Annotated in this window: 20 protein-coding genes; 16 read left to right on the forward strand and 4 right to left on the reverse strand. The window is 63.9% G+C overall.

The features are described from left to right. The 3 genes from DND132_RS02505 to DND132_RS02515 are packed head-to-tail and all read right to left on the reverse strand — an operon-like array spanning nt 1 to nt 3,285. Nucleotides 1–1,287: an NAD(P)/FAD-dependent oxidoreductase gene (locus tag DND132_RS02505; protein WP_014321131.1), complete on the reverse strand. Its 1,287-nt coding sequence runs from the start codon at nt 1,285–1,287 to the stop codon at nt 1–3. Nucleotides 1,288–1,296: 9 nt separating this feature from the next. Beyond that, nucleotides 1,297–1,743, reverse strand: coding sequence for a 4Fe-4S dicluster domain-containing protein (locus DND132_RS02510; RefSeq protein ID WP_014321132.1), 447 nt, complete (start codon nt 1,741–1,743; stop codon nt 1,297–1,299). Nucleotides 1,744–1,755: 12 nt separating this feature from the next. Beyond that, nucleotides 1,756–3,285, reverse strand: coding sequence for a glutamate synthase-related protein (locus DND132_RS02515; protein WP_014321133.1), 1,530 nt, complete (start codon nt 3,283–3,285; stop codon nt 1,756–1,758). 506 nt (nt 3,286–3,791) lie between these two features. On the opposite strand from DND132_RS02515, the gene DND132_RS18420 reads away from it, so the two are divergent. The 16 genes from DND132_RS18420 (at nt 3,792) to proC (ending at nt 18,620) form a co-directional block, all read left to right on the forward strand. Next, nucleotides 3,792–3,929 (forward strand): symporter small accessory protein, encoded by a 138-nt coding sequence (locus DND132_RS18420; protein ID WP_014321134.1) that lies wholly within the window; start codon nt 3,792–3,794, stop codon nt 3,927–3,929. Next, nucleotides 3,926–5,533, forward strand: coding sequence for a sodium:solute symporter family protein (locus tag DND132_RS02520; protein ID WP_014321135.1), 1,608 nt, complete (start codon nt 3,926–3,928; stop codon nt 5,531–5,533). The genes DND132_RS18420 and DND132_RS02520 overlap by 4 nt, the downstream gene beginning before the upstream one ends. Nucleotides 5,534–5,775: 242 nt before the next feature. After that, nucleotides 5,776–6,234 carry a dUTP diphosphatase gene (gene dut / locus DND132_RS02525; RefSeq protein ID WP_014321136.1) on the forward strand — a complete coding sequence of 153 codons (459 nt, stop codon included), beginning with the start codon at nt 5,776–5,778 and terminating at the stop codon, nt 6,232–6,234. A 14-nt stretch (nt 6,235–6,248) separates the two neighbouring features. Next, nucleotides 6,249–7,457: an aspartate aminotransferase family protein gene (locus DND132_RS02530; protein ID WP_014321137.1), complete on the forward strand. Its 1,209-nt coding sequence runs from the start codon at nt 6,249–6,251 to the stop codon at nt 7,455–7,457. Nucleotides 7,458–7,522: 65 nt separating this feature from the next. Further along, nucleotides 7,523–7,729: a hypothetical protein gene (locus tag DND132_RS02535; protein WP_014321138.1), complete on the forward strand. Its 207-nt coding sequence runs from the start codon at nt 7,523–7,525 to the stop codon at nt 7,727–7,729. Nucleotides 7,730–7,810: 81 nt separating this feature from the next. Further along, the gene (locus DND132_RS02540) at nt 7,811–8,674 is read left to right on the forward strand and encodes a 50S ribosomal protein L11 methyltransferase (RefSeq protein WP_014321139.1); all 864 of its coding nucleotides are present in this window, start codon (nt 7,811–7,813) and stop codon (nt 8,672–8,674) included. 1 nt (nt 8,675) lies between these two features. Further along, entirely contained in the window at nt 8,676–9,329 is a 654-nt protein-coding gene (locus DND132_RS02545) for an endonuclease III domain-containing protein (RefSeq protein ID WP_014321140.1), read from the forward strand. Between the two features lie 6 nt (nt 9,330–9,335). Next, nucleotides 9,336–10,442 carry a murein hydrolase activator EnvC family protein gene (locus DND132_RS02550; protein WP_014321141.1) on the forward strand — a complete coding sequence of 369 codons (1,107 nt, stop codon included), beginning with the start codon at nt 9,336–9,338 and terminating at the stop codon, nt 10,440–10,442. 47 nt (nt 10,443–10,489) lie between these two features. Further along, nucleotides 10,490–11,773 (forward strand): S41 family peptidase, encoded by a 1,284-nt coding sequence (locus DND132_RS02555; RefSeq protein ID WP_014321142.1) that lies wholly within the window; start codon nt 10,490–10,492, stop codon nt 11,771–11,773. Nucleotides 11,774–11,791: 18 nt separating this feature from the next. Beyond that, nucleotides 11,792–13,024, forward strand: a complete 1,233-nt coding sequence (locus tag DND132_RS02560) for a divergent polysaccharide deacetylase family protein (RefSeq protein ID WP_014321143.1) — start codon at nt 11,792–11,794, stop codon at nt 13,022–13,024. 387 nt (nt 13,025–13,411) lie between these two features. After that, complete coding sequence (gene fliM / locus DND132_RS02565; RefSeq protein WP_014321144.1) at nt 13,412–14,389, forward strand: flagellar motor switch protein FliM; 978 nt, start codon at nt 13,412–13,414, stop codon at nt 14,387–14,389. A gap of 155 nt (nt 14,390–14,544) precedes the next feature. After that, on the forward strand, nt 14,545–15,495 hold the full coding sequence (locus DND132_RS02570; RefSeq protein ID WP_014321145.1) for an ABC transporter substrate-binding protein: 951 nt from the start codon (nt 14,545–14,547) through the stop codon (nt 15,493–15,495). A gap of 128 nt (nt 15,496–15,623) precedes the next feature. Continuing rightward, nucleotides 15,624–16,523, forward strand: coding sequence for an ABC transporter permease (locus DND132_RS02575; RefSeq protein ID WP_014321146.1), 900 nt, complete (start codon nt 15,624–15,626; stop codon nt 16,521–16,523). Continuing rightward, nucleotides 16,520–17,314 (forward strand): ABC transporter ATP-binding protein, encoded by a 795-nt coding sequence (locus DND132_RS02580; protein ID WP_014321147.1) that lies wholly within the window; start codon nt 16,520–16,522, stop codon nt 17,312–17,314. The genes DND132_RS02575 and DND132_RS02580 overlap by 4 nt, the downstream gene beginning before the upstream one ends. An 80-nt stretch (nt 17,315–17,394) precedes the next feature. Further along, the gene (gene ndk, locus DND132_RS02585) at nt 17,395–17,817 is read left to right on the forward strand and encodes a nucleoside-diphosphate kinase (RefSeq protein WP_014321148.1); all 423 of its coding nucleotides are present in this window, start codon (nt 17,395–17,397) and stop codon (nt 17,815–17,817) included. Then, on the forward strand, nt 17,817–18,620 hold the full coding sequence (gene proC, locus DND132_RS02590) for a pyrroline-5-carboxylate reductase (protein WP_014321149.1): 804 nt from the start codon (nt 17,817–17,819) through the stop codon (nt 18,618–18,620). The genes ndk and proC overlap by 1 nt, the downstream gene beginning before the upstream one ends. A 308-nt stretch (nt 18,621–18,928) precedes the next feature. Here the strand turns inward: proC and cbiB are convergent, their stop codons facing one another. Next, entirely contained in the window at nt 18,929–19,882 is a 954-nt protein-coding gene (cbiB, locus tag DND132_RS02595; protein ID WP_014321150.1) for an adenosylcobinamide-phosphate synthase CbiB, read from the reverse strand. Nucleotides 19,883–19,904: the final 22 nt, after the last annotated feature.

Below are 19,904 nucleotides of genomic sequence, written 5' to 3' on the forward strand. Positions count from 1 at the left end.
TTAATCCGGTTCCACGACGCCGGGATTCCAGGTTTCCTTGAAGAACTCGTCCGGCCACATGAGCACGTCGGGCGCTCCGGCCAGAATCTGCTTCCTGGCGTCCTCGGGAACGGCCAGCTGGAATTTGACGAAGGCGGTGTACATGCCCGCCATGTCGATGTCGCCCACCAGCACGTAGCCGACAAGCCGGTCGTTGTGGAAGACGAGCTTGCGGTAGCTTTTCTTCTTCTGGTCCAGGGAGACGGCCACGTCGTAGGCGGCGTCGCCCTCGGGCGGGTTGACCGTGCCCACGGAGATGGTCGGCAGCCCGTAGAAGGAAATGGAGTTCATGGACAGGGAGCCGGTGAAGGGCACGTCCGCGCCGGTCATGTTCTTGCCCGCGCAGAATCCCTGGTTGTACGCGTTGGTCCAGATGGGGATGACTCGGTCGTCGCCGAACAGCAGGTCCCTGGCCTGGGCCACGTCGCCCGCGGCGAACACGCCCGGCGCGCTGGTGCGCATGTGGTCGTCCACCTTGATGCCCCGGTCCACCGCTATCCCGGCCTCCTTGGCCAGGTTGTAGTTGGGGACCACGCCGATGGCGATGACCACCACGTCGCATTGCAGGAAGTCGCCGTCGGTCAGGTGCACGCCCTTGAGGTTGCCCTCCTGGTCGCGCTGGATCTCCTTGGCCGACACGCCGCAGCGCACGTTCAGGCCGACCTCGGCCAGGCGCGAACCGGCCAGGGCGGCCGCATTCTCGTCAAAGGCCAGGCTCAGGATGCGCGGCGAGAGCTCCAGGATGGTCACGTCCACGCCCCGGTCGAACAGGGATTCGCCGGCCTTGAGCCCGATGAGCCCGCCGCCGATGACCACCGCCCGCTTTATCTCCTTGGCCTTGGAGATGAGCGTGTGGGCGTGGGCCAGGTTGGTGAAGTTGTACACGTCGGCCCCGTCCGAGCCCGGAATGGGCGGGGTGAACGGGATGCCGCCGGTGGCGACGAGCAGGTTCTCGAACTCCACCACGTCGCCCTTGTCCGTGGTCACGGTTCTGGCCTTGGTGTCGATGGCCGTGACCCTGGTGCCGAGCATCACGGAGACCTTGCTTTTCTCGTAGAATTCCTGGGGCCTGAGGGACAGGCGGTCCGGGCCGATCTTGCCCGCCAGCAGGTAGGAGATGAGCGGGCGGCCGTAGGCCGGGGCGTCCTCGGCCCCGATGACCAGGATCTCGTTTTCGGTATCGACCTTGCGGATGCCCTCGATGGCTCCGATGGAGGCGATGCCGTTGCCGATGATGACGTATTTCATGGTCGCTCCCTATCTCTCCTCGAATTTCAGGGCCTGGTTGGGGCAGGCGGCCACGCAGGCCGGTCCGCCCTCTCGCCCTTCGCACAGGTCGCACTTGACGATCTTGTTCTCGATGGGGTGCCGCTTGATGGCCCCGTAGGGGCAGGCCATGAGGCAGGACCAGCAGCCCACGCACTTGTCGCGGTCGTAGACCGTGCGGCCCGTCTCCGGGTCCTTGTGCAGGCCGCCGGAGATGCAGGCGGCCACGCAGGAGGGCTCGTCGCAGTGGCGGCAGGAGATGGCCACGCAGATGTCGCCCTTCTCGAAGACCTTCTTGCAGGCGGTCAGCCCGTCCTTGCCCTGCTCTTCGCGGAAGGCGATGATCGGGTCCTTGGATTTGGAGTGGGCGGTGATGCAGGCCACTTCGCAGAGGTGGCAGCCGATGCAGTATTCCTTGTCCGGATAGACTCTTTTCATGATGTCCTCCGTCTAGCGCCCGGCATGCTTGATGCCGAGGATGTCGAGTTCGGTGTCGGAAAGGCCGACGCCCCGGAGCTTGTCGCGGTTGCCGCGCAGGGACTCGATGGAGTTGAGTCCCATGCCGCCGAGCATCTCCTCGATCTCGTGCCCCCAGGCGTGGATCAGGTTGGTCAGCTTGCGGGCCGCGATGTCCGGGTTCTGGCGCTTGGACAGCTTGGGATCGTTGGTGGCGATGCCCCACGGGCACTTGCCGGTGTAGCACCGGCCGCAGATGGTGCAGCCCACGGCGATGAGCGTGGCCGTGCCGATGTACACGGCGTCCGCGCCCAGCGCGATGGCCTTGATGACGTCGCCGGAGCAGCGGATGCCGCCCGCGGCCACCACCGAGACGCTGTTGCGGATGCCCTCGTCGCGCAGCCGCTGGTCCACCTGGGCCAGGGCCAGCTCGATGGGGATGCCGACGTTGTCGCGGATCATGGCCGGGGCCGCGCCCGTGCCGCCGCGCATGCCGTCGATGGTGATGATGTCCGCGCCCGCCCGGGCGATGCCCGAGGCGATGGCGGCCACGTTGTGCACGGCCGCGATCTTGACCGAGACCGGGGCCTTGTATTCCGAGGCCTCCTTCAGGGCGTAGATGAGCTGGAGCAGGTCCTCGATGGAGTAGATGTCGTGGTGCGGGGCCGGGGAGATGGCGTCGGACCCGATGGGGATCATGCGGGTCTCGGAGACCTTGTCGTTGACCTTGCCGCCGGGCAGGTGCCCGCCGATGCCGGGCTTGGCGCCCTGCCCCACCTTGATCTCGATGGCCGCGCCCGCCCGGAGGTAGTCGCGGTGCACCCCGAAGCGGCCCGAGGCCACCTGGACGATGGTGTGCTCGCCGTATTTATATAAGGTCTTGTGCAGCCCGCCCTCGCCGGTATTGTAATAGGTCCCGCATTCGGTGGCCGCGCGGGCCATGGCCCGGTGCAGATTGAAGTTGATGGCCCCGAAGCTCATGGCCGCGAACATGATCGGCACGTCCAGGGTCAGCTGCGGGGTCAGGCGGGTCTTGAGGGTGGTCTTGCCGGTCTTCTTGTCCGTCGTGAGCTCCAGCTTGCGCGGCTTGGCCCCCAGGAAGGTCTTCAGCTCCATGGGTTCGCGCAGGGGGTCGATGGACGGGTTGGTCACCTGGCTGGCGTCCAGCAGCATGCGGTCCCAGTAGACCGGGATGTCCACCGGGGAGCCCATGCCCGCCAGGAGCACGCCGCCCGTGTCCGCCTGTTTGTAGATGTTCTGCAGGAACACCGGGCGCCACAGGCTGTTCGTCCTGAAATCCGACGGCTTCTTGATGATGTTCAGGGCCGCCGTGGGGCACAGGGCCTCGCAGCGGTGACAGCCGATGCACTTGGAGTTGTCGTGCATGACCTTTTGCCGGGCTTCATCCCAATAGTGAGCCTCGTACGAACACTGCCGGACGCAGACCTTGCAGTTGATGCACAGCTCCGGGTCCCGTTCAATACAGAACTCATGGTAATTCTTGTTGATGGGCTGAAAAAGCAAGACAGGTAACCTCTCTCGTTAGTTGCCAAAAAAGTCATCCTGCGGACAAGATGGTCGGAGCGCGTCTCCGAAACTTTCACAATTCGGGCAATACCACCGAATAGCAAAGGGGAGTCACAAAAACACATCACCCTATTCTCTGTCAAGAAAACTTTTAACACGTTGAATTTCCATGCAATGTATATATTTGGAAAGCGTCTTGACCCATATGCGAAACGTCTTGATCGGCCCGCTACGGACCGGGGAACCGCCCTGCCCCGCTCGTGGCTTGATATCCCTTGACTTTTGCGGACCACCCGGCTAAGGGATGACCATGCAAACGCACCAGAACCGCTTCGGCTTCTTTTTCTTTTTTAGCTTTCGCTTTTTTAGAAGCGCCTGCGGTTTCGAGGTGTGCGTGTAGCTGACCACAAGTTTCATCCACAACCAGGGCCGCAGGCGACAAGCTTGCGGCCCTTTTTGTTTGCGGCCCAAGCGTCTCCGGCCCGCAACAAAGGGGCAAGATCATGATGCTGGGATTGGGGAGTGTGGAGATCGCGCTGGCCTTCTGGCTGTCCGTGGCGGCCACGGCGCTGTGCGTCGTTTACGGAATTGTGAACTGGAACAACAAGGGTACCGACAAAACCGGAGGGGGGGCGTCATGACCGGCAAGCTCATCGGCGTTCTCATCTATCTCGGGGTCATTTTCTATCTCGGCTACCGGGCCTGGCTCAAGACCCGCGAGTCCACGGACTACATGCTCGCCGGACGGAGCATGAACCCGTTCGTCCTGGCCATGTCCTACGGGGCGACCTTCGTCTCCACCTCGGCCATCGTCGGTTTCGGCGGCGTCTCGGGCATGTTCGGCATGTCCCTGCTCTGGCTGACCTTCCTGACCATCTTCGTGGGCATCTTCGTGGCCATGGTCTTCTTCGGCAAGCGCACCCGGCGCATGGGGCTCCAGCTCGATTCCCACACCTTCCCCGAATTCCTGGGCAGGCGCTACGGCTCCAAGTTCATCCAGCAGTTCTCGGGCGTGGTCATCTTCGTCTTCATCCCGGTCTACGCGGCCGCCGTACTCATCGGCATCTGCCGCATGCTCGAGGTGGCCTTCCCGGCCGTCTCCTACGGCGTCTGGCTGCTCGTGGTCACCGCCATCGTGGCCCTGTACGTGATCACCGGCGGGCTCAAGGCGGTCATGTACACCGACGCCTTCCAGGGGACCATCATGGCCGTCATGATGCTCATCCTCATCGTCACCACCTACTCCCTGCTCGGCGGCGTGACCGCGGCGCACCAGGCCCTGACCGACATGGTCGCCCTGGTCCCGGCCGGGCTGGCCAAGGGCGGCATGACCGGCTGGACCACCGGCCCGCACCTCCAGTCCCCCATCGGGCTGACCGTGTACACGACCATCATCTACGGCGTGGGCATCGGCGTGCTGGCCCAGCCGCAGCTGGCCATCCGCTACATGACCGTGCCCTCGGACCGCGAGCTCAACCGGGCCGTGGCCATCGGCGGCGTGTTCATCCTGCTCATGACCGGCGTGGCCTTCGTCACCGGGGCCCTGTCCAACGTGGTCTTCTTCCAGAAGTTCGGCAAGATCGCCATCACCATGGCCGACAACAACTTCGACTCCATCATCCCGCTGTACATCGACAAGGTCATGCCCGGCTGGTTCTCCGGCCTGTTCCTGGTGGCCATGTTCGCGGCGGCCATGTCCACCATGAGCTCCCAGTACCACGTGGGCGGCACCTCGCTGTCCCGCGACTTCCTTGAACAATACGTCAACGTGGGCAACGGCGGCTCGTCCATGAAGCTCAACCGGCTGGGCGTGACCGTGGCCATCATCGCCACCCTGGTCTGGGCCTGGCTGCTGCCCGGCGGGGTCATCGCCCGGGCCACGGCCTTCTTCTTCGGCCTGTGCGCCGCCTCGTTCCTGCCCATCTACGTGCTCGGCCTGTATTGGAGAGGCATGACCAAGACCGGGGCCAAGGTCTCCATGGTCGGCGGGTTCTGCTTCTCCATGTTCTGGCTGCTCTTCGTCCACGTCAAGGAAGCGGGCTTCATCGGCCTGTGCCAGGCCATGTTCGGCAAGGCCACCCTGGTGTCCGACGCCGCGCCCGGCTCCTGGCTGTGGCTCATGCAGTGGGTCGATCCCAATGTGGTCGCCCTGCCCGTCTCCCTGGTCCTGGCCGTGGGCGTCAGCCTGGCCACCCGACGAATCGAGGAAAAACACCTCGACCTCTGCTGGGAGGGACTCTGCTGATCCGTTTCGACAACGCGATCGCAAGGCGCCGTTCCGGGAGGGATGGCGCCTTTTTTCATTGCAATCGGGAGAGGATGCCGACACGCGGCGATGCCGGGTGATTTCGCCCCCGGCGGGCAGGGATTCGCCCCCGCCGCACCCCATGCGGGGACCGGCGGCGCCGGGGGTGGACCGTTTGTTGACAGTTGCTTTTGAAGCGAACATAAACAACCATTCGTTCAACACAAGGATAGAGACGCACAATGAACAAGATCGACGTGAACGTGAAGTTCCTGCACGAGGTTTGGCAAGAAAACGAACTGGCCTACGCCACCGAACATTCGGCGGGTCTGGACCTGCGCGCCTGCATCGACGAGGGCGAGATCGAGATCGGCCCCGGCGAAAAGGCCGCCATCCCGGCGGGCGTGGCCATCGAGGTCCGCGAGCCCAGCGTGGCCGGGTACGTCTTCTCGCGCAGCGGCCTGGGCACCAAGGAAGGGCTGACCGTCAGCCAGGGCGTCGGCGTCATCGATCCGGACTACCGCGGGGAGATCAAGGTCTCACTGCTCAATACCTCGGGCGAGGTGCGACGAATAAGGCGCGGACAGCGCATCGCACAGCTCGTCTTCATGCCCGTGTTTCAAGCGATAATCACCCCCGTGGACGAACTCGGCTCCACCGCGCGCGGCGCGGGCGGATTCGGCTCCACCGGGAAACACTAATAGAGAGAAGCATCATGTCCGAGAAATTCGAAGCCATAAAGAAACGGGAATCCAATCTCATATGTAATACCTACGGCCGCTATCCCCTGGCCGTGAGCCGGGCCAAGGACTGCCGGTTGTACGACCTGGACGGCGTGGAGTACCACGACTTCCTGGCGGGCATCGCCGTCTGCTCCCTTGGCCACAGCCGCGAGGACCTGGCCGAGGTCATGGCCGAACAGGCCCGCAAGATGGTCCACGTCTCCAACCTCTTCTACCAGGAGCCCCAGCTCGACCTGGCCGAGAAGCTGCTGTCCACCTGCGCGGCGGGCAAGGTCTTCTTCTGCAACTCCGGGGCCGAGGCCAACGAGGGGGCCATCAAGCTGGCCCGCAAGTACATGCACACCGTGCGCAACGAGGACCGCTACGAGGTCATCACCCTGGAGAAGTCCTTCCACGGCAGGACCCTGTCCACGCTGACCGCCACCGGCCAGTACGGGCCCATCAAGGAAGGGTACAATCCCCTGCCTGAGGGGTTCGTGACCGTGTCCTTCGGCAACGTCAACGCCCTGCGCGGGGCCATCAACGCCCACACCGCCGCGATCATGATCGAGATGGTCCAGGGCGAGGGCGGCGTGCGTCCCCTGCCCCAGGACTACGTCAACGACATCGTGGCCCTGTGCAAGGAGAACGGCATCCTGCTCATCGTGGACGAGGTCCAGACCGGCGTCTGCCGCACGGGCCGGTTCTGGGCGCACCAGCACTACGGCATCACCCCGGACATCTTCACCTCGGCCAAGGCGCTGGCCAACGGGCTGCCCATGGGCGCGGTCCTGTGCAGCGACGAGGTGGCCAAGGGATTCACGCCCGGTTCCCACGCCACCACCTTCGGCGGCGGGGCCGTGGTCTCGGCCGTGGCCGCCAAGGTCATCGACATCATGCTTGAGGAGAAGATGGCCGACCGCGCCCTGAAGATGGGCGAGTTCGCCAAAAAGCAGGTTCTCGAACTCCGGAAGAAACACCCCGAGACCATCGCCGGAACGCGCGGCCTGGGACTGCTCTTCGGCATCGAACTGGCCAAGAACGGACCGGAGATCTGGAAGGGGCTGCTGGAACACAAGGTGGTCTGCAACCTGACCCAGGGGACCGTTCTGCGGCTGGTGCCGCCCCTGACCGTGACCGAGGAGGACATCCTGTTCTTCATGCGGGCCCTGGACGAGGTCCTGACGTCGGTGGAGGGATAGTCGCGGAGAGGTCGGCTTGACCGCCCGGTGGCGAAGGCGTATTCTGTGATTTGAGGAATCGAGTCATGAGCGCCGTCGCCCCCATAGGGTCCACGCCGGACTATCTCCCCCGGCAGGAAAAGGAACCGGAACCGGTTCCCCAGGCCGAGCGGGCGGGCGAGGTCAAGACCCCGACCGAGGTCAAGTCAGACGCGGTCAAACAGGCCGAGCAGACCACCCTTTACGACTTCCGGTACACGGGCAAAGGCTCGTTCATCGACAAGGTATTCTAGTTTGGCTCATTGATGACGCAACCATTCAAGGCCGGGGCACGTTCCCGGCCTTGTCATATTCCACCAAGAGGACGCACCGCCATGTCCACCCTGCTCAAGATCCAGTTCACCATTCCCGAGGAAACCGCCGACGAGGCCGGGGTCTTCATCGCGTCCAAGGTCCCCCACGGCTGGGAGGAGACTCCCGCCGGGGACGGCCGCAGGTTCACCCTGTACCTGGAGGACCACCCCCTGGGCCACGAGATGGTCCGGGAGTTCCAGGCCCGCTTCCCCGAGGCGGACGTGACCTGGTCCGAACAGGAGTCCGAGAATTGGGCCATGGCCTGGAAGGACTTCTTCGTTCCGGTCAACTGCGGGGAATCCTTCCGCATCTACCCGCCGTGGCTGAACGACGACGAGGAGAACGGGACCACCCACATCGTCATCGAGCCCAAGATGGCCTTCGGCACCGGCCACCACGCGACCACCTCCCTGTGCCTGGCGACCATCGGCCGGCTGGCCAAGGCCGGGACCATCGCCGAGGGCAAGACCTTCCTGGACCTGGGCACCGGGTCCGGCATCCTCGGCATCGGCCTGTCCAAGCTCGGCCTGACCGGCATCGGCCTGGACATCGACCCCCAGGCCGTGGTCTGCGCCGTGGAGAACGTGGCCGCCAACGGCGTGACCGAGTCCATGCGGCTGGCCGTGGGCTCCATCGACTGCGTGGAGCCGGGCCGGACCTTCGACCTGGTGGTGGCCAACATCCTGTCCGGGCCGCTCATCGAGATGGCCGGCGACATCGTCGCCAGGGTCAGGCCCGGCGGCACCCTGGTCCTGTCCGGCATCCTGGCAGACAAGCAGTCCGACGCCGTGGCCGAGGCCTACGGGCGACGCGGCCTGGGCGAACCCGAGCGGTTCGTCGAGGGCGAGTGGATCTGCCTGGTCTGGCAGAACCTGGGGAGCTAGCATGGCCCTGCCCGGCACCCTGATGGATATGTACGAGGCCATGCTGGCCACCCTCGGCCCGAGCGAGTGGTGGCCGGGCGAGACCCCGTTCGAGATCGCCATCGGGGCCATCCTGACCCAGAACACCAACTGGAAGAACGTGGAAAAGGCCCTGTCCAACCTCAAGGACGCGGGCGTGCTCGAAGCCGAACCCCTGCACGCCCTGTCCGTGCCGCGTCTGGCCGAGCTGATCCGTCCGGCCGGATATTACAACATCAAGGCCAAGCGGATTCACAACTTCCTGCAATTCCTCAAGGACGAGGCGGAGTTCGACCTGCTCGCCCTGAAGGACCGGGAGCTCGCCGAACTGCGGCCCAAGGTCCTGTCCATCAACGGCATCGGGCCCGAGACCGGGGACTGCATCCTGCTCTACGCCCTGGATTTCCCGACCTTCGTGGTGGACGCCTACACGGCCCGCATCCTTGGCCGCCACGGCCTGGCCTGGGAGGACATCGACTACCACGGGCTGCAATCCATTTTCATGGACGCCCTGCCCGAGGATGTGGCACTGTACAACGAATACCATGCCCTCATTGTCCGCGTGGGTGCCAACTGGTGCCGGAAAAAGGCGGGCCTGTGCGACGCCTGTCCTCTTCAACCTTTCCTTGAACAATAGACTCTCATGCGAAAATTCCTCGTCCTGACAGTATGTTGCATCCTGCTGCTTCCGGCCCTGGCCTGTGCCCAGGCCGAGGACGAGTCCATCAGCGAGTCCTTGCAGCAGGAGCACCAGAAGGCGGACGAGAACGAGCGGAAGGTCCGCGAGCTGACCCAAAAGGCCGGGCAGATATCCACCCGGCTGTCGGACATCGAGGACGACGTCAAGTTGCTCAAGGGGCGCATCCGGGACCAGGAAAAGGTTCTGTCCGACATCCGCGAGAGTGAGCGCCAGGCCCAGCAGGACCACTTCACCCTGGAAAAGGAGAAGGAGCGCATCACCATGGAGCTGTCCGGGCTCATGCGCACCCTGTGGCCGCTGCATCTGCAGAACGTCCGCTCGCGTTTCGAGGGCGTGGAGGACTGGGCCATGTTCGACCGCCGCTTCAACTGGCTGGCGGACATCTACGCGGCCACAGGCCGCAAGCTGGACGAGGCCCGGGACAATTCGCGGAAGATCGCCCTGAACCTGGAGAACCAGCGTCAGCTGGCCGAGGAGGCCGAAAAACAGCTGGCCCAGGTGAACGAGAGCAAGGACCGGCTCCTGGACAACCAGTACGCCCTGCGCCGGAACCTCAAGAAGATCAACCGCCAGAAGGAGAACGCCGAAGCCGAGCTGTCCGATATCCTGGCCACCATCGAGAAGCTCAAATACCAGTTGCAGTCCCAGAAGACCAAGCGGTTCGCCCTGTACAAGCGCACCCTGCCCTGGCCCGTCAAGGGGCGGGTGGTCGCGGGCTTCGACCTGAAGGCCAATCCCCCGGAGCGCGGCCTGGCCATCGGGGCCGCCGAGGGGAGCCAGGTACAGTCCATCTTCTGGGGCAAGGTGGTTCACAACGACACCCTGCGCGGCTTCGGGCATGTGGTCATCATCTACCACGGGTATAATTATTACAGCCTTTACGCCTATTTGTCCGACACGTTCGTGCGCAACGGCCAGGAGGTGGAGAAAAACGAGCCCCTGGGCACGGTGGGCTATTTCCCCAAGCTGGACGGGCCTGGACTGTATTTTGAATTGCGTTTTCATCAAAAACCAATTAACCCACAAACTTGGTTAACAGCCCTGAGATGATTGTCGTTGACCCAACACATTAGGACTCCGTTATTCGGGAGGCATTCATGCGTGTTACGCTTTGGATAGTCACTTTTCTGCTTCTGTTTACCCTGACCGTCGCCCCGAGCCAGACCATCGCGGCCAAGGGCGATCAGTTCGAAGCGCTCAAGACCTTCTCGCAGGTGCTCGACCTGGTTGAAAGCAACTACGTCAAGCCCGTGACCAAGAAGGAGCTCATCGACAATTCCATCAAGGGCATGCTCGAGGAGTTGGACCCCCACTCCACCTATCTCTCGCCCGAGGACTTCAAGGACATGCAGGTGGACACCGCCGGCAAGTTCAGCGGCATCGGCATCGAGATCAGCATGGACCAGGGGCGCATCGTGGTCGTCTCGCCCATCGAGGACACCCCGGCCTACAAGGCGGGCCTGCTCGCGGGCGACATCATCCTCGAGATCGACGGCGAGTCCACCCAGGACATGACCCTCATGGACGCGGTCAAGCTGATCCGCGGCGAAAAGGGCACCACCGTCAACCTGCTCATCCTGCACAAGGATTCCAACAAGCCGGTGGAAGTGGCCATCGTCCGCGGGACCATTCCCATCGTCAACGTCAAGACCCAGTCCCTGGAGGACGGCTACCTGTACCTGCGCCTGACCAAGTTCCAGGAGTCCTCCACCAAGAACCTGCGTGACGCCGTGGACCAGTACCGCAAGACCCACGAGCTCAAGGGCATCGTCTTCGACCTGCGCAACAACCCCGGCGGCTTGCTGAACCAGGCGGTCTCCGTGGCCGACACCTTCCTTGAGGACGTTACCATCGTCTACATCCAGGGCCGCAACCAGGCGGACCGCAAGGACTTCTTCGCCACCAAGAACGCCGACGACGTCAAGGTCCCCATGGTCACCCTGATCAACGCTGGTTCGGCCTCGGCCTCCGAGATCGTGGCCGGCGCCCTCCAGGACCGCAAGCGCTCCCTGATCGTGGGCGAACGTTCCTTCGGCAAGGGCTCGGTCCAGCAGATCATCCCCCTGTCCGACGGCTCGGGCATCAAGCTGACCACCGCGCTCTACTACACCCCCAGCGGGCGCTCCATTCAGGCCAAGGGCATCGAGCCCGACCTGCGCATCCCCTTCGAGGCGCCGCGCGAGGATGAGATGGACCTGCGCGACCGGTTCACGGTCCGCGAGAAGGACCTGAGCGGCCACCTGGAAAACGGCCAGAAATCCGCCAAGCAGAAGAAGGACGAGGACGCGGAAAAGGCCAAGGACATGCTCACCCGCGACAACCAGCTGCGCATGGCCCTGGAACTGGTCAAGAGCCTGCCCCGCATGAAGGAACTCCAGTAGGCAGGCCGGGCCGCGCCCATGGACGACCGCGCTCCCGACACCAATACCGAAAACCGGACCGGGCTCGATGGACTCCTGAAGAGGATCTATCGGCCCGGTCCTCTTATTTTCCTGTTCACCCTCGCCTTCCTGGCCCTGGCCGGGCTCGGCTGGATGCTTCTGACCAAGCAGACCCCGCCGCCCCAGGTGATCACGCCCGTGGCCGAGGAACGGCGCGAGGAACCGCAGCCCGACAAGGTGTATGAAGAGGTCACCTCGGACATGGAGGACCAGGTCAAGCAGGCCGATCTGGCCATCATCGAGACCATGCGGGACCTGGACCTCAAGATGCACGACCTCGACCTGGTGGACGTGGAGCAACGCCGGTTCGAGGGCAGCGGGTACCACTACCAGGTGCTCCAGTTCCCCAAGGTCACGGACCGCAACCGCTTCCTGGTCACCCTGCGCAGACGCCTCTTCGACCGGCTGCCCGACGCGGTCCTGCTGGACAACGGCGACACCGAGGCGGCCATCGAGATTCGCGGGCAGCGCACCCACCGGCTGCTCCTCGAGGCCACGCCGCAGATCATCGCCCGGCCCGAGGCCAAGGGGCCCAAGCTGGTGGTGGTCATCGACGACGTGGGTGAGGATTACCGCGTGCTCAAGGGACTGGCCGGGCTGGACCTGCCCCTGACCTTCGCGGTCTGGCCGCACGCCAGCCACACCCGCGAGTGCGTGGAGTGGATCGCCAAGACCCACCACGACCTGCTCATTCACTTCCCCATGGAGCCCATGGGCTACCCCCAGGTCAAGCCGGGGGACGACGCCCTGTTCGTGTCAATGACCCCGGACCAGGTCCGGCAGCGCGTGGCGGACAACCTGGCGCGCATCCCCGAGGCCATCGGGGTGAACAACCACATGGGTTCGCGTTTCACCGCCGACAAGGCGGGCATGGCCGTCGCCCTGACCGAATTCAAGCGCCACGGGCTGTTCTTCCTGGACAGCCTGACCTCGGGCAAGAGCGTGGGCCGGGCCACGGCCAAGACCGTGGGCATCCCCTTCTACGAGCGGGATACCTTCCTGGACAACGTCAAGGACGTGAACGCCATCCTGCTCCAGCTGCGCAAGACCGAACGGGTGGCCCAGCGCCAGGGCCGGGCCATCGCCATCGGCCACCCCTACCGCCAGACCCTGGACGCCCTCCGCGCCTGGCAGGACAGCCGGGACCCGGCCATCCAGGTCATCACCCTGTCGAAACTGCCCACGGAATAGGCCGTCCCGCCCGCCTCGTTCCCGTTTTTTCCCCGGACGCCGCTGGCGGCCCGGTTTCGGCCGCAGTGTCGAGACATGGGGATGTCTTTCCCGTCGGCAGTCGCCATTATCCCGGATTGCTTGAAATATTGAGTTATGCGGATATGGGTATTTGACTAAGTCTCATCTTTCTCTAAACAATATCGGGCGAAATCGGGCGTAAATTGCGCCATTTCGTTGCCAGGATCGGGGGTGCGCGGTATGCAGGTGCATAAGGATTTCCGAAAATCCGCCGATAGGAAACAAACGGTACGGCCCGGTTTTTGCTAATTGTTCAACGACGTTCAATTTCCCGGCACGCGCCGGTCAAACGGGCCGTAAGATCGGCGTACATGAGGCTTTGTCCAGATGAGCAAAATCCTCGAACAAGATGAAGTTGATGCCCTGCTCCGGGGCCTTTCCGGCGGGGATGTCGAGACCGAGACCGAGATACCGGAGGACGATACCGGGGTGGTCGCGTTCGACCTGGCCAACCAGGACAGGATCATCCGCGGCCGCATGCCCGTGCTCGAGATCGTCAACGACCGGTTCGCGCGGTTGTGCACCAACGCCCTGGCCAACACCATGCGCAAGCGGGTGGACATCAACCCCATCTCCATCGACATGTCCAAGTTCGGCGATTTCATGCGCTCCCTGCCGGTGCCGACCTCCATCTCCATCTTCAAGATGGACCCCCTGCGCGGCAACGCCCTGCTGGTGGTCGATTCCCGCCTGGTTTTCGCCCTGGTCGAAAACTTCTTCGGCGGCGCGGGCTCCCAGCCCAAGGTCGAAGGCCGCGACTTCACGCCCATCGAACAGGCCATCGTTGAGCGCGTGGTCAAGATCGCCCTGGCCAACATGGAGGAGTCCTGGAAGCCCGTGCACGAGGTCCACGTGGAGATGGTCCGCACCGAGGTGAACCCCCAGTTCGCGGCCATCGTGCCGCCTTCGGACGTGGTCATCGTGGTTACCTTCGAGGTGGAGCTCGAAAACGCCATCGGCTCGCTCATCGTCTGCCTGCCCTACGCCACCATGGAGCCCATCCGCTCGAAACTTCACGCCTCCTTCCAGTCCGAACGGCTCGAAGTGGACCACGTCTGGATCAACCGCTTCAAGGAGCGGCTCATGGAGACGCCCGTGGAAATGGTCGTGCGCCTGGGCCGGACCTCCATCTCCGGCCGCCAGTTGCTCTACCTCCAGGAGGGCGACATCATCCTCCTCGATACCGACGAGGACGAACTCCTCGAGGCCGAGGTCGAAGGCGTGCGCAAGTTCCAGGGGCTGCCCGGCCGGGTCAAGGGCAACAAGTCCTTCAAGGTCATCAAGGAAGAGGAAATCCGCTTCTGATCCGTCCGTTTTTCGACGAGTTTCCGGGGCCGCTTCGTGCGGCCCCTTTTGTATTGGGACGCGAGCCGCCGTCTTCAACTTGAAATGGCTTGACGAAAAGCCCGCCGGGCGGTCAATGTTCCCTTTTGAAAAGCACTTCGAGGAGGAGTTTTCCGATGAAAAAGATACTGTTGCTCATGGCGGCCGTCCTGCTGGTCGCCTCCACCGCCTTTGCCGGCAAGAAGTACGTCATCTCCGTGACCCAGATCGTGGAGCACCCCGCCCTGGACGCCATGCGTAACGGCGTGGCCGACCGTCTCAAGGAAAAGGGCATTGATTTCACCTATAACGTGCACATTGCCCAGGGCAATATGGCCAACAACACCCAGATCGTCTCCCAGATCATCGGCGAGCAGCCCGACCTGGTGGTGGCCATCGCCACCCCCGGCGCCCAGGCCTGCGCCCAGAAGATCCACGACACGCCCATCGTCTTCACCGGCGTGACCGATCCCGTCACCGCCGGGCTGGTCAAGGACCTCAAGAACACCGACGGCACGAACATCACCGGCATGTCCGACTACAGCCCCATGGACAAGCATGTGGCCCTGATCCGGGAGATCGTGCCGAACGTCAAGGCCATCGGCATCATCTACAATTCGGGCGAGCCCAACTCCGTGCCCAACCTGAAGGCCCTGAAGGAAGAGGCCGCCAAGGTCGGCATCAATGTCGAGGAAGCGACCATCGCCAACTCCAGCGGCGTGTACCAGGCCGCCAAGAGCCTGGTGGGCCGCTGCGACGTGGTCTACGTGGGCACGGACAACACCGTGGTCTCGGCCATCGAGTCGGCCGTCAAGGTCTGCGAGGACAACCACCTGCCGCTCATCGTCGGCGACGTGGACTCCGTGGCGCGCGGCGCCATCGCGGCCGTGGCCGTGGACTACTACAAGATGGGCTTGCAGACCGGCGACATGGCCGCCCGCATCCTGGTGGACGGCGTCAAGCCCGGCGACATGCCCGTGGAGTTCCTCAACGACCTGAACCTGCACGTCAACCTCAAGGCCGCCAAGGCCATGGGCGTGACCCTGCCCCAGTCGGTCATCGACCGGGCCACCAAGGTCATCGAGTAGGCGCGAAACGCATTTGCCAATCGGGCCCAGAAACGATACAAGGCGCGTTGCTTCACCAACGCGCCTTTTTTATTTTCCGCCGGACCCGCCCGCGACGCACCGGCCACGGCAACCATTAGGATCGATACATGACTCTCTACGCATTTTTCGGCGCCATTGAGCAGGGGTTCGCCTACGGCCTCATGGTCATCGGCGTGTACCTGACCTTTCGGGTGCTCGATTTCCCGGACCTTACCGTGGACGGGAGCCTGCCGCTCGGGGCCGCCGTCTCGGCCGTGGCCATCACCTCGGGATATTCCCCGCTCCTGTCCATCTTCATGGCCGCCGGCGCCGGGTTCCTGGCGGGCATGGTCACCGGCATCCTGAACACCAAGTTCAAGATCCTCCACCTGCTCGCCTCCATCCTGACCATGATCGCGCTTTACTCCATCAACCTGCGCATCATGGGGCGGCCGAACATGGCCCTGCTCGGCCAGGACACCGTGGTAGACTGGTTCAATAATTTCACGGGGGTGCTGCCCCAACACTCGACCCCACTGCTCTTCGGGCTGATCTGCTTCGCCGTGGTCGTCGTGCTCATCTGGTTCCTGCACACCGAGATCGGCCTGGCCTTCCTGGCCACGGGCGACAACCCGCAGATGATCACCAGCCAGGGCGTGAACACCGACATCGTCATCATCTGCGGCGTGGGGCTGTCCAACGCCCTGGTGGCCGCCTCCGGGGCCCTGGTGGCCCAGAACCAGGGCGCGGCGGACGTGAACATGGGTGTGGGCACCGTCGTCGCGGGCCTGGCCTCGGTCATCGTCGGCGAGACAGTGTTCGGCGACAAGACCATCACCCGTGCGCTCATCGCCGCCCTGCTCGGCTCGGTGCTCTACCGCATCGCCATCGGCCTGGCCCTCGGTCTCAAGCTCGGCTCCTTCTCGATCACGCCCAGCGACCTGAACCTGATCACCGCCATCCTGGTGGTCTTCGCCCTGGTCATGCCCAAGATGAAGCGCCAGTTCCTGGCCGGGAGGTCCAAATGATTTCCGTCTCCCGCATCACCAAGGCCTTCAATCGGGGCGACGTCAACGAGGTGACCGCCCTGAACGGCGTGGACCTCGAGGTCAAGGACGGCGACTTCATCACCATCATCGGCTCCAACGGCGCGGGCAAGTCCACCTTCCTCAACGCCCTGGCCGGGTCGTTTCCCGTGGACTCCGGCAGGATCGTCCTGGACGACCTGGACATCACCAAATGGCCGGAACACAAGCGCGCCTCGCTCATCGGCCGGGTCTTCCAGGACCCGCTGCTCGGCACCTGCGCCGGGGCGACCATCGAGCAGAACCTGGCCATGGCCAACAAGCGCGGCATGACCCGCGGGCTGTCCTGGGGCGTCAAGAAGAAGGACCGCGAGTATTTTCGCGAGAAGCTGGCCATCCTCGGCCTGGGCCTGGAGGACCGCCTCAAGACCCACACCGGCCTGCTCTCGGGCGGCCAGCGCCAGGCCCTGACCATGCTCATGGCCACCCTGGTCCGGCCCCGGTTGCTGCTCCTGGACGAGCACACCGCCGCCCTGGACCCCAAGACCGCCGGCATGGTCCTGGAACTGACCGAGGAGATCGTCGGTTCCCTGAACCTGACCACCCTCATGGTCACCCACAACATGAAGCAGGCCATCGCCCTGGGCAACCGCCTGATCATGTTCCATCGGGGCCAGGTGGTCCTGGACATCGAGGGCGAGGAAAAAAGGAATCTCAAGGTCGAAGACCTGCTCGAACGGTTCTCGCGCCTGCGCGGGGACGAGGGGGTCTCGGACCGCATGTTGTTGGGTTGAGGCCGGTGCGGGCCGCAATCCATATGCTGGCAAATCATTGCCGACAGGTATAGGACAGTAACAGACAAACGGAGGCTTTCATGGCAATCGAACAGACCTTTTCCATCATCAAGCCCGATGCGGTCGAGCGTGGCCTTATCGCCGAGATCCTGAAAATGATCACCGACTCCGGCCTCAAGATCAAGGGCATGAAGATGATGCGCATGGATCGCGCCAAGGCCGAGGGCTTTTACGCGGTGCACAAGGAGCGTCCCTTCTTCGGCGAGCTGGTGGACTACATGATCTCCGGCCCGGTGGTGGTTTCCTGCCTCGAGGGCGACAACGCCATCGAGCGGTACCGCGCGCTCATGGGCGCGACCAACCCGGCCGACGCGGCCGAGGGCACCATCCGCGCGGCCTACGGCATCAACATCCAGAACAACGCCTGCCACGGTTCCGACGGTCCCGACACCGCCAGGACCGAGGTGGCATACTTCTTCAACGACGACGAGCTGGTGGGATAATGACTAAGAAAATCGGGTTCATAGGCGTAGGTAACATGGGGTCGGCCATCGTCAAGGGGCTGGCCTCTCGCGACGACATCGAACTGCACGGGGTGGACTTCAACAAGGCCAACCTGGAAAGGCTCAACCGGGAACACGGGCTCATCGTGCACGAGAGCGCGACCGATCTCGCCAAGGCGTGCGACTACATCGTCCTGGCCGTCAAGCCGCAGCACGCCGAACCCGTGGTCAAGGAACTGACGCCTCTGCTCGACAAGGGCAAATGCCTCATCGCCATCTGCGCGGGCATCCCCCTGTCCACCTACGAGGACTGGACCGAGGACCGTTGCCCTGTGGTCCGGATCATGCCCAACACCCCGGCCCTGGTGGGTCACGGCGTGTCCGCGGTCTGTCTGGACAACCACAACCTGACCGACGAGATCAAGGCGCTGGTCCCCGAACTGTTCGCCTCCATCGGCCAGGTGCACGTCCTGCCCGAGAAGCTCTTCGACGCCTTCACCGGCGTGATCGGCTCGGGCCCGGCCTACGTCTTCTACTTCATGGAGGCCATGATCGAGTCCGGCGTGGCCCTGGGCCTGACCCGGGCGCAAAGCGTGGAAATGGTCAAGGGCCTCTTCCTCGGCTCGGCGGTCATGGCCGAGCAGAGCGAACACTCCGTGTCCGAACTGCGCGAAATGGTCACCTCCCCCGGCGGCACGACCATCCGCGCGCTCATGCACTTCGACCGACAGGCGCTCAGGGGCGACATCATCGACGGTGTCTTCGAGTCCTACTATCGAAGCATCGAACTGGGCGACCAATAGCGAAAAGAATCGGGGGGAAGGGGGAGAAAACCCTTTGAAAAGGGTTTTTCTCCCCCTTCTCCCCGTACCCCCCAACCCCCTCTTTTCCAAACTTTTTATGTGCCTTCGGCAAGGGCGTGCGTCTGCGGATGCGCGTCTTTTTTTGCACAGGCTAGCAGAGCGTACCTAGAAACGGCACGGACAATGCCGCCCCGCGCACTTCGCGCAGCGACCCAAAAAGTTTTGAAAAATGGAGGGATGGGGGTTCGTGGGAAGGGAGGGAAAAAACTTTCTCAAAAGTTTTTTCCCTCCCTTCCCCCGACTCGCCGTCAGGCGAACAACAACCGGATCAACCCGAGCACGGGAATGAGGGTCCAGGCAGCCAGATTGCCGCTCTTGCGGACCAGCCGGAAGAGCCTGTGGAGCCTGGCACGGTCCCAGACCGTGCCTACGGGGCCCAGCACGGGCTTGTCCTTGATCTTTCCGAAATAGACCGTGGGGCCGCCCATGCGCCCTTCCAGGAGCCAGGCTGCGGCGGCCATGGGCCAACCCGCGTTGGGGCTCTCCATCTTGAGGGCGTCGGCCCGGAACCGGGCCCGCGCCGTGGCCGTCTTGAGGCCGAGCCGTCGGCCCGCCGCGAACAGGAACAGGGCGGTCAGCCGGGCCGGAATCCAGGCCAGGAGATCGTCGGTCCGGGCCGCGCCCTGCCCCAGCCGGACGAAACGGTCCGTGCGATAGCCCCACATGGAGTCCATGGTGGACACGGTCTTGTAGGCCCACAGTCCGGCGGGCCCGAACAGGGCCAGGTAGAACAGCGGCGCGGTGAAGCCGTCATTGAGATTTTCGCTGACCGTCTCGGCCAGGGAGCGGCGCACTCCCTCCGCGTCGAGGCCGCCGGTCTCGCGGCTGACGAGCATGGACAGGGCGTTGCGCGCACCGGCCAGGTCTCCGGCGTCGAGCAATTCGGCCACCCTGCGGGCCTCGCGCAGCAGGCAGCCCAGGGCCAGTCCGGCAAAGGCGAAATACACGGCCAGGAGCGGGCCGAGGTACGGAATGGCCGTCAGCCAACCCACCAGGCACCAGGCGGTAGCGGCGAACAGGGGCACGGCCAGCCAGCCAGCCAGGCGTAGGTTGACGCCGAGCCTGCGGGCCGCGGCCTCGTACAGGTCGAGCCCACTGCCGATGAGCCGGACCGGGTGCGGCCAGCCGGCTGGGTCGCCGAACCAGGCGTCCAGAACCAAGGCCAGGGCGGGGACCAGAAAGACGGCTACGGGATGTTCCATGGCAATAAAAAAGGGCCGGGAA

Origin of the sequence: Pseudodesulfovibrio mercurii (assembly GCF_000189295.2) — a bacterium.
Taxonomy (GTDB): domain Bacteria; phylum Desulfobacterota; class Desulfovibrionia; order Desulfovibrionales; family Desulfovibrionaceae; genus Pseudodesulfovibrio; species Pseudodesulfovibrio mercurii.

Excerpts from the sequence above, each read along its gene's own strand:
- DND132_RS02505 (WP_014321131.1), bottom strand. The coding sequence starts at position 1,287 with ATGAAATACGTCATCATCGGCAACGGCATCGCCTCCATCGGAGCCATC.
- DND132_RS02510 (WP_014321132.1), bottom strand. The coding sequence starts at position 1,743 with ATGAAAAGAGTCTATCCGGACAAGGAATACTGCATCGGCTGCCACCTC.
- DND132_RS18420 (WP_014321134.1), top strand. The coding sequence starts at position 3,792 with ATGATGCTGGGATTGGGGAGTGTGGAGATCGCGCTGGCCTTCTGGCTG.
- DND132_RS02520 (WP_014321135.1), top strand. The coding sequence starts at position 3,926 with ATGACCGGCAAGCTCATCGGCGTTCTCATCTATCTCGGGGTCATTTTC.
- dut (WP_014321136.1), top strand. The coding sequence starts at position 5,776 with ATGAACAAGATCGACGTGAACGTGAAGTTCCTGCACGAGGTTTGGCAA.
- DND132_RS02530 (WP_014321137.1), top strand. The coding sequence starts at position 6,249 with ATGTCCGAGAAATTCGAAGCCATAAAGAAACGGGAATCCAATCTCATA.
- DND132_RS02535 (WP_014321138.1), top strand. The coding sequence starts at position 7,523 with ATGAGCGCCGTCGCCCCCATAGGGTCCACGCCGGACTATCTCCCCCGG.
- DND132_RS02540 (WP_014321139.1), top strand. The coding sequence starts at position 7,811 with ATGTCCACCCTGCTCAAGATCCAGTTCACCATTCCCGAGGAAACCGCC.
- DND132_RS02545 (WP_014321140.1), top strand. The coding sequence starts at position 8,676 with ATGGCCCTGCCCGGCACCCTGATGGATATGTACGAGGCCATGCTGGCC.
- DND132_RS02550 (WP_014321141.1), top strand. The coding sequence starts at position 9,336 with ATGCGAAAATTCCTCGTCCTGACAGTATGTTGCATCCTGCTGCTTCCG.
- DND132_RS02555 (WP_014321142.1), top strand. The coding sequence starts at position 10,490 with ATGCGTGTTACGCTTTGGATAGTCACTTTTCTGCTTCTGTTTACCCTG.
- DND132_RS02560 (WP_014321143.1), top strand. The coding sequence starts at position 11,792 with ATGGACGACCGCGCTCCCGACACCAATACCGAAAACCGGACCGGGCTC.
- fliM (WP_014321144.1), top strand. The coding sequence starts at position 13,412 with ATGAGCAAAATCCTCGAACAAGATGAAGTTGATGCCCTGCTCCGGGGC.
- DND132_RS02570 (WP_014321145.1), top strand. The coding sequence starts at position 14,545 with ATGAAAAAGATACTGTTGCTCATGGCGGCCGTCCTGCTGGTCGCCTCC.
- DND132_RS02575 (WP_014321146.1), top strand. The coding sequence starts at position 15,624 with ATGACTCTCTACGCATTTTTCGGCGCCATTGAGCAGGGGTTCGCCTAC.
- DND132_RS02580 (WP_014321147.1), top strand. The coding sequence starts at position 16,520 with ATGATTTCCGTCTCCCGCATCACCAAGGCCTTCAATCGGGGCGACGTC.
- ndk (WP_014321148.1), top strand. The coding sequence starts at position 17,395 with ATGGCAATCGAACAGACCTTTTCCATCATCAAGCCCGATGCGGTCGAG.
- proC (WP_014321149.1), top strand. The coding sequence starts at position 17,817 with ATGACTAAGAAAATCGGGTTCATAGGCGTAGGTAACATGGGGTCGGCC.
- cbiB (WP_014321150.1), bottom strand. The coding sequence starts at position 19,882 with ATGGAACATCCCGTAGCCGTCTTTCTGGTCCCCGCCCTGGCCTTGGTT.